General features: G+C 35.4%; 11 protein-coding genes and 1 tRNA gene. 5 read left to right on the top strand and 7 right to left on the bottom strand.

The features are described from left to right. Positions 1–100: 100 nt before the first annotated feature. Complete coding sequence (locus F3J23_RS01165; RefSeq protein WP_167022833.1) at positions 101–2,998, bottom strand: prolyl oligopeptidase family serine peptidase; 2,898 nt, start codon at positions 2,996–2,998, stop codon at positions 101–103. A 153-nt stretch (positions 2,999–3,151) separates the two neighbouring features. Between F3J23_RS01165 and htpG the strand changes: the two genes are divergently transcribed. Then, positions 3,152–5,044 carry a molecular chaperone HtpG gene (gene htpG, locus F3J23_RS01160; protein WP_167024545.1) on the top strand — a complete coding sequence of 631 codons (1,893 nt, stop codon included), beginning with the start codon at positions 3,152–3,154 and terminating at the stop codon, positions 5,042–5,044. A 355-nt stretch (positions 5,045–5,399) separates the two neighbouring features. After that, positions 5,400–5,792, top strand: a complete 393-nt coding sequence (locus F3J23_RS01155) for a helix-turn-helix domain-containing protein (protein ID WP_167022830.1) — start codon at positions 5,400–5,402, stop codon at positions 5,790–5,792. Between the two features lie 186 nt (positions 5,793–5,978). Here the strand turns inward: F3J23_RS01155 and F3J23_RS01150 are convergent, their stop codons facing one another. Next, positions 5,979–6,275 (bottom strand): MGMT family protein, encoded by a 297-nt coding sequence (locus tag F3J23_RS01150; protein ID WP_167022827.1) that lies wholly within the window; start codon positions 6,273–6,275, stop codon positions 5,979–5,981. An 86-nt stretch (positions 6,276–6,361) separates the two neighbouring features. On the opposite strand from F3J23_RS01150, the gene F3J23_RS01145 reads away from it, so the two are divergent. Continuing rightward, positions 6,362–6,508: a hypothetical protein gene (locus F3J23_RS01145; protein ID WP_167022824.1), complete on the top strand. Its 147-nt coding sequence runs from the start codon at positions 6,362–6,364 to the stop codon at positions 6,506–6,508. 314 nt (positions 6,509–6,822) lie between these two features. Here the strand turns inward: F3J23_RS01145 and F3J23_RS01140 are convergent, their stop codons facing one another. The 5 genes from F3J23_RS01140 to F3J23_RS01120 all read right to left on the bottom strand — a co-directional run bounded on the left by F3J23_RS01140 (position 6,823) and on the right by F3J23_RS01120 (position 10,920). Beyond that, positions 6,823–7,797: a deoxyhypusine synthase family protein gene (locus F3J23_RS01140; RefSeq protein WP_040997240.1), complete on the bottom strand. Its 975-nt coding sequence runs from the start codon at positions 7,795–7,797 to the stop codon at positions 6,823–6,825. Positions 7,798–8,098: 301 nt separating this feature from the next. Next, positions 8,099–8,479 carry a GreA/GreB family elongation factor gene (locus tag F3J23_RS01135; RefSeq protein WP_167022821.1) on the bottom strand — a complete coding sequence of 127 codons (381 nt, stop codon included), beginning with the start codon at positions 8,477–8,479 and terminating at the stop codon, positions 8,099–8,101. Positions 8,480–8,772: 293 nt separating this feature from the next. After that, positions 8,773–9,417 (bottom strand): porin family protein, encoded by a 645-nt coding sequence (locus F3J23_RS01130; RefSeq protein ID WP_167022818.1) that lies wholly within the window; start codon positions 9,415–9,417, stop codon positions 8,773–8,775. Positions 9,418–9,464: 47 nt separating this feature from the next. Further along, positions 9,465–9,857 carry an alternative ribosome rescue aminoacyl-tRNA hydrolase ArfB gene (gene arfB, locus F3J23_RS01125; protein ID WP_167022815.1) on the bottom strand — a complete coding sequence of 131 codons (393 nt, stop codon included), beginning with the start codon at positions 9,855–9,857 and terminating at the stop codon, positions 9,465–9,467. Positions 9,858–9,885: 28 nt separating this feature from the next. Continuing rightward, the gene (locus F3J23_RS01120) at positions 9,886–10,920 is read right to left on the bottom strand and encodes an AMP-binding protein (protein WP_167022812.1); all 1,035 of its coding nucleotides are present in this window, start codon (positions 10,918–10,920) and stop codon (positions 9,886–9,888) included. A gap of 100 nt (positions 10,921–11,020) precedes the next feature. Here F3J23_RS01120 and F3J23_RS01115 point away from each other — a divergent pair. Beyond that, positions 11,021–11,091, top strand: a tRNA-Gln gene (locus tag F3J23_RS01115). 182 nt (positions 11,092–11,273) lie between these two features. Beyond that, a complete protein-coding gene (locus F3J23_RS01110; RefSeq protein ID WP_167022809.1) occupies positions 11,274–12,677 on the top strand; it encodes a hypothetical protein in 1,404 nt (467 codons plus the stop codon). The last annotated feature ends 69 nt before the right edge of the window (positions 12,678–12,746 follow it).

Here is a 12,746-nt window from a genome sequence, read left to right as displayed (position 1 = left end):
AAAGTGCTTAACAGACTCATTATAAAAAAATGCCATTGTGTCAGTTTATTCTTTGAAATATTAAATAAATCGGCGGAGCTTTCAGCTCCGCCGATTTTTATTAATCAGGTTTATCATTCGTTAATTCAAACCCCCAATCTTTTCCTTTTTGGGTTGCCGGAATCCCTTTCGTCATCCAGACCGGAGCTTTAGCACCTTTAAGATAATAATCAAAAAACTGCTGTTCACGGATTTGGATATCTTTTCTGTTCTGGCGTTTCACAAGGTTGTGGTCATCGCCATTATAATTCAGAAGCCAGGCTGGTTTTCCGAGACGGCGTAAAGCGGTAAACATTTCAATTCCCTGATACCAAGGAACAGCTCCATCTTTATCGTTACTCATAATAACTACCGGAGTTGTTACTTTATCAATTGTAAAAAGTGGTGAATTTTTAATATAAAGTTCCGGAGCTTCCCATAAATTTTTTCCTAGTCTGCTTTGTGATTTTTCATACTGGAATTGTCTGTTCATTCCTGAACTCCATCGGATTCCACCATAGGCAGAGGTCATGTTAACAACCGGAGCACCACTCCAGGCTGCCGCATACATATTGGTATGAGCAATAAGGTAAGCTACCTGATAACCGCCCCAGCTTTGTCCCTGGATTCCGATTTTACTCCCATCTACCCACGAATTTTGTTTTAATTTTTCAACTCCGGAATTAATGTATTCCATTGCGGATTCCCCAGGCAAGCCGTCTGTGTAAGAAATATCAGGTGTAAAAACCAAATATCCGTTGCTCACAAAATAAGAAATATTTAATCTTGAAGGAGTTGGAGACGGTGCTACATAACGGTTCAGATTATCCGAAAGCTTTTCATAGAAATAGACAATCATAGGATATTTTTTGTTCGGATTGAAATCTTCCGGTCTGTACAGCACTCCTGTAGATGTATTTCCTTTTGGTGTTGTCCAATGCACCAATTCGCTGGTTCCCCAGTTATAAAAATTTTGTTGCGGATTTGTATTGCTCAGTTTTTGTTGCTCTGAAAAATCGGATGTTGCAAAAATATTGGGAGAATCTGTATATGATTCTTTAATTAAAATATATTCTTCCGAATTTTTCGCTTTCTGAATACTTCTATATCCCCATGCATTTTCCATCTGGATTTTTACAGGATCAGCATTTGACTGTACTGTTGTCTTAAAAATTCCGTTTGCTTTGGATGTGTTATCGAATGCAGATAAATAGATAGACGCTTTTCGGTTTAAACTTTTAATATCTTTATCTAAACTGTAAGTGTCAAATGTTATTTTATTTTTACGTCCATATCCATTAGTGATGTTTCTTGGCTTTTTTGAACCATTCAGGAAAAATTCCCAAAGATCATAGCGGTCCCGAATTATCACAGACTCATCATTATTTGTCCATGATGCAATCCCATAAGGAGTTGGGAAATCCGGCATATCAAACTCTTCATCTACGAAAGAAACAGGTAATCCGCTTGTGAGTGGCAGGGTTTCTTTTGTTTTAACATTATAACTCGCCCATTGTCCTTTTTCACTATCAAAAATCACAACAAATTTTCCAAGCGGAGATACGGCAACGGATCCGTCCAGATTTTTAATGATCTCCGTTCTTTCCCCTGTTTTATTGTCTATCAGAAAATAAGTTTTCTTTGTTGACCCTTCCCATTGTGAAGAAATTCTATTATTCAAACTGGTAATTCCTAAAGCAAATTCGGCATTTCCTTCATTTACCACTCGTAAAGTATCCAGATCTTCATTATCAATGTTTCTAAAGAAATCAGGTTTTTCCGTTTGCATTACTGCGGCATAGGATTTTTTCAGATCATTTTTTAATTCCTTTAATTGTACCGTTTGGAGATAATCATCTCTATAATTCCAGATGTCCACAACAGCATGATCGTTTGCTATCATAGCGGTATCTTTTGCAACAGGTTTTGGAGCAACACCAAAGTACAGTTGTTTTCCGTTTTTACTGAATAGAGGTAAACGGTTTTCAGAAATCACCCAATTTTTTCTCATTTGTGAGTTTTCATTGGTTATAATTTCTTTTTTATTTCCTTTAAAATTAAAATAATACAACTGATACAATTTCACCAGATCGTTCTGTGCAGAAGAAGTTCCTACATAGGCCAACTGGGCCCCGTCTTCATCAAAAGACAATTGTGAAAAATCACCTTCCATTTCTGAAATTGTAGTGACAGCTCCTTTTTGCAGATCTACGATCTGTACGGTTTGAAGCGCATATTTCTTTGGTTTTGATTTATCAGTATCTTTTTTATTCCCGGGCTTGCCATCTGAATCTTTTCCCTCTTTTTTATCTTTATCGGGTTTCTCTTCAGGCTTTTTAGTTACAAAAGCGAGCTGCTTTCCATTCTTACTGAATTCATAACGGATTACATTATCGTACGTTGTACTTTTTCCATCTAAAAGATTTCGAACTACCAATTGTAATGGTTTTGCATTCTTATCGTCATCCTTGTTATCATCTCCATCTTCTTTATCAGAAGCATCATCTGAAGATTTATCTTTTGTATTTTCCAGCAGATAAGCAACATAAGAACCTGATTTTTCGGGAATCTTAAATGTTTTTACATTGGGAATTTTTTCAGTGTTGCCACTTAAAAAGTCAACGATCGCAAGACTGTCTTTTGTTAATTTACTTTGTTTAAGCTTTTTATCTTTTACCGCTTTTATATCTTTATACAGCGGACGAATTTGAAAAACAGCAAATCTGGAGTCATTCGTAAAATCCATTTTTGTTGCCCGTGCAAACTTCTTTGAGGTTTTATTTTTAACGGAATATAAAAAAAGGTTAGAATCCCCTTCCTGAACATCTACAGAATAGGCAACCCATTTTCCGTCATTTGAGATTTTTCTTGCACCAATATTTTGCCAGCTGTCGTAGACAGAATGGTTTAATGGCTTCTTCTGTCCATATAACCAACAGGTCATAATGAGCAGAATAAAAATTGTACATTTCAACTTCATTTTTAAAAAATTTAAAGTTTAAAAGTATGATATTTCTTTGACAAATCCACATGAATTTGTTTCATTAACAGTAGAAAAAATGTCATTCTGTCACATTCCTTCCGGTGGTATTTTTTTTGAGAAGTATGTTCAATAACTAAAATATAAAATATGATGACTAAAGGAAATATTAATGTATCTGTGGAAAATATTTTCCCGCTTATTAAAAAGTTTCTTTACAGTGACCACGAAATATTCTTAAGAGAGCTGATTTCCAATGCTACGGATGCTACTCTTAAATTAAAGCATTTAACAAGTATCGGAGAAGCAAAAGTAGAATATGGAAATCCGAAACTTGAAGTTAAAATTGATAAAGACCAGAAAACTTTACGTATCATTGACCAAGGTATTGGTATGACCGGTGAAGAAGTTGAAAAATATATCAACCAGGTTGCCTTCTCAGGAGCCGAAGAGTTTCTGGAAAAATATAAAGATTCGGCAAAAGATTCAGGAATTATAGGACATTTCGGTCTTGGATTCTATTCTGCATTTATGGTAGCTGAAAAGGTAGAAATTCTTACAAAATCTTATAAAGATGAACCTGCTGTACGTTGGATTTGTGACGGAAGCCCGGAATTCACCCTTGAAGAAACCACTGACAAAACGGATAGAGGGACGGAAATCATCCTTCACATTGCCGAAGATTCAGTAGAGTTTCTGGAAGAAGGAAAGATTCGTGAATTGTTATTAAAATATAACAAATTCATGCCTGTTCCTATTAAATTCGGAACAAAAACACATACGCTTCCATTACCGGAAGATGCTCCTGAAGATGCGGTTGCAGAAACTGAAGAAGTAGATAATATCATCAACAATCCGGTTCCGGCATGGACTATCGCTCCAAGTGAGCTGACCAATGAAGATTATATGAAGTTCTATCATGAATTGTATCCTATGCAGTTTGAAGAACCTTTATTCAACATCCATCTGAATGTTGACTATCCCTTCAATCTTACCGGAATTCTGTTTTTTCCAAAACTTAGCAACAATTTAAATATTGATAAGGATAAAATTCAGCTTTATCAAAACCAGGTATTCGTAACGGATGAGGTAAAAGGTATCGTTCCGGACTTCCTGATGCTTCTGAGAGGGGTAATTGATTCTCCGGACATCCCGCTGAACGTGTCTCGTTCTTATCTTCAGGCAGATGGGGCTGTAAAGAAAATTTCATCTTACATCACAAAAAAGGTTGCAGATAAAATGGCATCCCTGATCAACGAAAACCGCGAAGACTATGAACAAAAGTGGAATGACATCAAAGTAGTTATCGAGTACGGGATTGTTACGGAAGAAAAATTTGCTGAAAAGGCTGACAAATTTACATTGTATCCTACCACAGACGGCAAATATTTCCTTTGGGATGAGTTGGTGGAAAAAATAAAACCTGCACAAACGGACAAAGACAATAAGCTGGTTATTTTATATGCTACCAATGCTGATGAGCAGCACAGCTACATCCAGTCTGCAAGGGATAAAGGATATGAAGTTCTTTTATTAGATTCTCCTATTATCTCACATGTGATCCAAAAGCTGGAAACTTCAAAAGAAAATATCTCTTTTGCAAGAGTGGATGCTGATCATGTCAATAATCTGATCAAAAAAGACGAGCCCGTTATTTCAAAGTTAAATGAAACGGAGAAAGAATCGTTGAAAAAGAATGTAGAAGAAGCTATTCAGGATTCAAAATTTACGGTACAGCTTGAAGATCTTGACAGTACTGATGCTCCGTTCACGATTACTCAACCGGAGTTTATGCGAAGAATGAAGGAAATGCAGGCAACCGGAGGAGGCGGAATGTTCGGAATGGGAGGTTTCCCGGAAATGTACAATCTTGTGGTAAACTCCAACAGTGAACTTTCCGGTCAGATCCTGAAAACTGAAAATGCAGAAGAAAAGGAAAACCTGATCAAATATGCTTTAGACCTGGCTAAGCTTTCACAAAATTTACTGAAAGGAAAAGACCTGACAGATTTTATACAGAGAAGCTATAAGCAACTTGAAAAATAATATACCAGAGACTGTTTCATTTTGAAGCAGTCTTTTTTTTGAGGTTGGAACACGCAAAGATTTTATTTTATCTCACGCTGATTTTACAGATGATGCAGATCTTCACTAGTATCTGCACCATCTGTTTGGTCTGCGAGAATATTAATCTAATAATATGTTTTATATTTTGTTGAACATTTTGAGCTTTCTCATACCTTAAAGACAGTCTAAAAATCATTATCAATTAATGTAAATTAGATTCATAATATAAAGCTTTTCTGTATTTCTAATTACTTTCATTGTTTTGTCCTATATTTTTTCTTTTTCCTATTGTATAGATTATGCTTTTTTGCCATTTTTGTATAAAATGTCGGATATGCAAAAAGAAAAATTACGTCTCATCAGAAAGCAAAAAGGTTATACTCAGCAGCAGGTAGCCGACTTTATCGCAACGGATGTATCTAATTACAGCAGAAAAGAAAGCGGTGATGTAAGGATTATTCCTGATGAATGGGAAAAGATTGCCCGTTTTTTAGAGGTTCCGATCGAAGAGATTTATGAAGAAGAAGAAGCTAAAATAATTGTTAATTATGACCATCCGGTATTTAATGACAGTTCTTCGGGAAGCGGAAGCTTTCATCAGTTTAATAACCTTCCGGGATCTATCATAGAGAGCCTGCAAGGGTATATTGCTTTATTGAAGGAAGAAAATGAAAGACTTAAAGAGGAATTAAAAAACTCTCAAGCCCCTTCAAGACTAAAGAAATAATCTTTTTTAAACTTAAAAATATTGGTGTCACTCATAGTAAGTTATGTAGTGACACTTTTTATGAAACAGATGATCATTCATGCTAATCTTTTTCGACGTAAAGAATGAATGATCCGGAGTCTTTATTTTAGAAGGCAAAAAGTTTTAATGCTGCTGATCAATTTTTGTATTACAATAAATTAACATCTATAATTCAGCCAGCGGATCCCAAAATAGTTTTTTAAAATTTTTTATTCTAAGGTTTTCCACAACAATACCCTCTGCTTCCAGCCTTTTTTGAAACTCCGGGACGGATAATGTTCCTGAACTTGAAATGACACGATGAGCCGGAACATCTTCAGGGCAGCCTCCCATCGCTTTTCCTACATGTCGGGAATGATTTGGATAACCAACCGCTTTTGCAATAGCACCATAAGTAGACACTCTTCCTTTAGGAATAAGCCTTGCCACTTCGTAGATCTGTTGTTTGAAAATTTCGTCCATGTTGATTAATTATTCTTATTGACTGTTTTTTTGCATCATTTTTGAATTCTCTTACGTTCAATGATGTTTCATTAAAAGATAAAGATATGAAAAAATCATTTTTCCGGCTGCTGAATGCAGTGAATAAGAAGATCCTTCCGAAGCTGAGTAAGAAAGATCCCAACCGTTTGACCAAGATTGAAAAGGGAATTCTGGCATATCGTTATTTTGTGCTGGTGAATTCTTTGGATTGATTTTTTTACAATTTTATTTTCAGCCAGATTAATATAGCTGTTTGGAAATTTTTTGAAAATCACAAAGGCGCAAGGTTTTCTGATAAACTTTAAAATGCAAAGATTTTATCTCCGATAAAACTGTATGCCGCAGGACTTTAGATAAGATATTCTCTCGCTGATTTTGCTGATTACGCAGATGTTTGTGGAAAATCTGTGTGATCTGCAAGAGATTTTGATTGACACCCATAAAACATCAAAAGTTTAAAACAAAAAAGCGCTCCAAAATAAATTGAAACGCCATTATTTTTTAATCTCGTTTGAGATATTGATTCTTAAGAATTCTCAAGGATGTAAGAGAACATTAGTGGTGCACAGATGGTTGCATCACTTTCAACGATAAACTTCGGTGTAGTGATATCCAGTTTACCCCAAGTGATTTTCTCATTCGGAACTGCTCCTGAATATGAACCGTAAGATGTTGTAGAGTCAGAAATCTGGCAGAAATAAGACCAGAAAGGAATGTCATGCATTTCCATATCCTGATACAACATTGGTACTACACAGATAGGGAAATCTCCTGCGATACCTCCACCAATCTGGAAGAACCCAACACCTTTTCCACCTGAGTTTTTAGTATACCAGTCAGCAAGGTAAGTCATATACTCAATTCCGGATTTCATTGTTGTTGCTTTAAGCTCTCCTTTGATGCAGTAAGAAGCAAAGATGTTACCCATTGTAGAATCTTCCCATCCTGGAACTACGATTGGTAAATTTGCTTCAGCAGCAGCAATCATCCAAGAATTTTCTCTAGGAATTTCATAATACTGCTCCAATACTCCTGAAAGGATCATTTTGTACATGAATTCGTGTGGGAAATATCTTTCTCCTTTAGCTTCAGCATCTTTCCAGATCTCCACGATATGTTTTTGTAATCTTCTGAAAGCTTCTTCTTCAGGGATACATGTATCTGTAACTCTGTTTAAGCCTCTTTCCAAAAGATCCCACTCATCCTGAGCAGTCAAATCTCTGTAATGAGGAACTCTTTCATAGTGAGAGTGAGCCACAAGATTCATCAAATCTTCTTCAAGGTTAGCTCCTGTACAAGAAATAAAATCTACTTTTCCCTGACGGATCATTTCTGCAAGAATCTTACCCAATTCAGCAGTAGACATAGCTCCTGCCAAAGTGATCATCATTTTTCCGCCATCTTTAAGGTGGGCAACATATCCTTTAGAAGCATCCACCAATGCAGCTGCGTTAAAGTGCAGGTAATACTTTTCTATGAATTCAGTTATCGGTTTGCTCATTTTTTTAATTTTTGCAAAGATAAAATTTAAAAACGGAATGCAGCCCACCCACTTGGAGAAAGTCTCATACAGGAGTTGTTTTTTATCATTTGTTAAATTTGCGAGAAGGGAACATAGAATTTATATAGGTTATTGCTGAAGATCTTTGGTCTTCTTGTACCTTAAAATATCAACAATGTATGGAAACTCTTTACGCCTTTGCGTTTTGCAACAATAAATAATACTTATATCGTAAAACAATGAAAAAAGAGAGCGCAGCCCAAACTGAGCTACGCTTTACTTTAATAATATTCATGAAAATTTATCCTTCCCAGGCTTCCACTTTCAGGATCTCAATTTTTCTCTCTCCATCTCTGAAAGGCCAACTGATAATATCTCCTACTTTGTATCCTACTACTGCAAGAGCTATATCTGAAAGGATGGAATGTTTGTTCTTTTTAAGCTTTTCTTTGGTAGAAGGCACAAAAATATATTCATGTTCAAATCCTCTTGTATGATCCTTTAAAGTCACTTTTCTGTCAACGGTTACAATATCAGAAGGCAGATCTCTTCTCAGCACCTGTTTTGCTTTTCTAAGTTCTCCGGTAAGCCTTTTCTCTTCTTCGATGCTTACTCTTTTTCTTCTGATTGTATCTTTTATGGCATCATAAATTCCTGTGGTTACGATAATATAATCGGACATTTTTAAAATTTTAAAAAATTAAGATGCAGTTTTCTCTGATGATCCAATGTAGAATCCGGGTATATAAAACCCTTTCCATAGGAAAACCGCAAAAGAAATATGTAAAAATCCGGAATGAATTCCCTGTCTTGGATCCTGACAGGGCTTAATTGATAAAGTCCTTAGAACTTTTCAGAAAAGAATCTGTATGCAGATAAAGTAATGACAGCAACAATCCTGATTGTCTGCGTTCTGCCGATAAAAAGATTGTTGCTGTCATTATGTGAGATGTTTACTTCTTACAAAGATAGTACTTAAAAACGGAATGTAGCGGCTGCACTTAAAGAAACTCTTGTAAGCCCTTCTTTCTGATCCTGTCCCAGATCAAATGTTTGACCGTTAATCTTCATTTTAGTTAAAGTTCCCGCTGTTACGCCAAATTTAGGACCAATCATAAAATTCTTGGACACAGCATATTGATACCCTACCCCTACTTCCATTCCAAAATTGGAACCGGTACCTTTTACAGCTCCTGTTTTGGTAGAGTAAGAAATGACTCCCATTGCTACATCGGCAACAAGCTTGTGTCTTGTAGCGTTCGTATAATTAGAGAACATCACAGATGGTCCGAAGAATGTAATATTATCTTTTGTACTTACGGGAACGAAAACAGTCTGTCCGTTCATATCATACCCTCTTAATGTACCGCTGCTTGATGCACTGTAATTGGAAAATTTAGCTCCGATTCCGATATTTTTCACATTGTAATAAGCTGCAATTTCAAAATGAACTCCGCTTTTTAATCCTTTGATGTATTCTTTCTCTTCTCTTGAAAGACCGGGAGCTGTTTCGGCGACTCTCCAGGAATAACCTACGGCAGGCATTATGGTTACTTTCTCCTGAGCAAAAGAAATTAAAGAACTCGAAATAGCTCCTAATAGCATTAGTTTTTTTATCATGGTTTTAAAGTTTCCGGCAAAAATAAGATTTTCTTCGAAAGAAAGTCTTAAAATTTAAAACGTCTGTTCTCTTTTTTGTCGGAAAGTTTTTTCTTACTGTCCAGTCTTTTTTGTTTCTGAGCTCTGGATGGCTTGGTTGCCGTTCTTTTTTTAGGAACAATAAGAGCTTTATTTACAAATTCCATTATTTTTTCAATGGCCTTATTCTTATTCATCAGCTGAGTTCTGCTTTCAGAAACGGTAAGGAATAAAAAGCCATCTATATTGATTCTGTTCTTCAACTTATTCTGAATCATTATTTTTTCATCATCATTGAAAAATTCTGAAGCATCCACTTTCCAAAGTACGGTAACGGATGTTTCCACTTTATTGACGTTCTGTCCGCCTGCACCACTGCTTCTGGAGGTTTTAAAGCTGAGCTCTTTTGAAAAATTTTTCATTGTTTATTTTTAAAATTCAAAATCCTGCTTATGTCTGGGAATTTTCTTTAATTAACGTATGCAGTGCCATTCTGTTTACTTTTCCGTTGGGTGTTCTCGGAATTTCATGAATGAAAATAATTTCTTTCGGTTTATGATAATTTTTTTCAAATGATATTTCCGATATTTTATTCAAGAGTTCTTCTGATTCATTTCCTTCTATAACCAATATCAGTTTTTGTCCCAAACGTTCGTCTTCAAGGCCTATAAATATAGCTTCGTTCGGAATCTCTTTTTTGACTAATGCTTCTAATTCTTCAGGAAAAATTTTTGCTCCGCCGGAATTGATTACATTATCTATTCTTCCCAGGAATCTAAATTGCTTATCATTTTTAATTTCAACTAAATCATTCGTTTGCAGTGTTTCAGCATTCACATCAGGGGCAAAGATCTTCAGGCAGCCTCGTTCGTCCAGAGAAATAGTTACATTTTCAAAAACCGTAAAAAAATCTTCCGGTTCGGGCATCAGTTGTTTGAGGGCAATATGGGAAAGCGTTTCCGACATTCCGTAAGTTTCAAAGATATGATTTGAGGCATTAAGATTCATCTTAAGAATCTTATTTTTCAAACTTTCCGAAACTGCTGCACCGCCAATAATCAGATTTTTAATCAAATAAAGCTTGTCTAGTGAGTTTTCTACCTGAAGCGGGGTCATTGCACAAAAATCTATTTCCCGGTCTAAGTTCTCAACGGGTTTTAAAGAAGGTTCCGTAATCATTAATTTCAGTTTTCTTTTAATGGATCGCACCATCATCATTTTGCCTGAAATATATTCTACGGGAAGACACAATAATGCGGTATCACCTTCTTTTAATCCCAAAAAATTGCAGGTCATTACTGCGGAATTGATCATTTTATTTTTTTCGATCTCAAAAATTTTAGGTACTCCTGTAGAACCTGAAGTCTGAACATTGACTCCTGTTTTTTCAGAAAACCATTCTTTGAGAAAATTTTCTATTTTTCTTTCAAATTCCGTATGGAAGGATAATTGATTAATATTGAGATTATTGAAGTCTATCAGCATGTTTTCCGTAAATAAAATCTACAGTAAATTTAAAAAAAAATTTAAAAAGTTCTTGTAAGTAAAGAAAAAAGCTGTAAATTTGCACCACTAAAACAAACAGAGACCCATGGTGTAGCGGTAACACTACTGATTTTGGTTCAGTCATCTGGGGTTCGAATCCCTGTGGGTCTACAAACCATCCTTTTTTTAAGGATGGTTTTTGTTTTTTATATGATTATTCAAACCCGTATCATCCTTGAGATTTTTAAGTGAAAAGATGAACAAATAACTTTTGCTTTCTTATCATAAGCTGTATTTTTAACAAATTAAAAGAAAACAATCAGCCTTCTCTCAAAAAACTTATCTTTAACACCATGAAAACAAGGATAATAAGTTTATTTTTTATACTAAATTCTATCATTCCTGTCAATGCATGTACTATTTTCCTGGCCAATGATGGCAAAAATGTATGGGTTGGTAATAATGAGGATGAAAGTTCTGATATGAAATACAGGTTCTGGTATATTCCCCGGGAAGAAAAATCATGGGGTTACATGCTATGGTCTGAAAAACATGAAGGATACAATGACGTTATGTGGAAATATCCTCAAGGAGGGATGAATGAATATGGACTTTTTCTGGATTATACTGCAATTGATGATATCCCCGTAATTAATGTATCGTCAAAACTCAATAGAGAAGAGGAAGTAGTGAATGATATTTTGAAAAAATGTAAAACCGTAAAGGAGGCCTTGCAGTTTATTGCTCCATACAATCTTACAAAGCTTTCAGGAGCGCAGCTCTTTATTGCCGATTCTTCCGGAGATTATGCCACCATCCATGGAAATTATGTGGTTACCAAAACCACCCAAAATTTTTCGCTTACTAATTACTGTATTGCAAACGGACATCAGGAAGCCTGCTGGAGAAGGGAAACTTCTATGAATCTGTTATCTCAATATTCTTCTTTCAATGAGAAAAATATTACTCATATTCTGGAAGAAGCTGCACAAAGAGCGCCTGGTGATGTACTTACTAATTATTCGATGTCCATTAACCTTAAAAAACAGGAAATGGTTCTTTATATGAAAGGTGATTATACAACTCCTTTCAAAATTAATTTAGTTAAAGAATTAAGTAAAGGGAAACATTCTTCGGATCTTACTGAATATTTTCCAACGAATATAAGAACTGTCTTGAATTCTTGTTATCAGCGTGAAGGCATTGCTTCAACAATCAATCTTTACAATTCATTGCGAAAGAATTCACCTGATATTTATAATTTCAGGAATAATGATGCTATTCTTTTCGGAACGGACCTTATAAGGGCTCAAAAAAAGGATGATGCCATTGCATTTATTGAGAATCTTAAAAATAAAGATCATAGGAATATACTGATCAATAGCTGGCTTGCCATTGCCTATCAATACAAAGGAAATTCTGTACAAACTTCCAGATACCTGAATGCTGTGTTAAAAAGAGATCCTGATAATTATCTGGCTAATTTATATTCGGTAACGAGTCCGGGAAAAGTTATTTTTAAAATCAATACATGGACAGGTGCCCAGAATGTGAAACTCATCGGCAGTTTTACGGAATGGTTAAAAAATCCGATCTCTCTTGAAAAGAAGGATGGCTACTGGTATGGAGAGGTTGAAATTCCAAAAGGCAGGCATGAATATAAGTTTCTTGTAGATGATGTTTATTATCTGGCAGATCCTTTCAATCTGATCTATATATGGAACGGAAATAATGTCAACTCAATTCTGCAGCTATAGAGAATAAAAACATTACATAAAACTCCGGCAATTCATTTTCATGAATTGCCGGAGTTTTATTTTTAAATT

It is taken from the genome of Chryseobacterium sp. Tr-659, assembly GCF_011752975.1.
Lineage (GTDB): Bacteria > Bacteroidota > Bacteroidia > Flavobacteriales > Weeksellaceae > Chryseobacterium.
The sequence above is the reverse complement of the archived record's forward strand: the minus strand, read 5'-3'. Positions and strand labels throughout refer to the sequence as shown.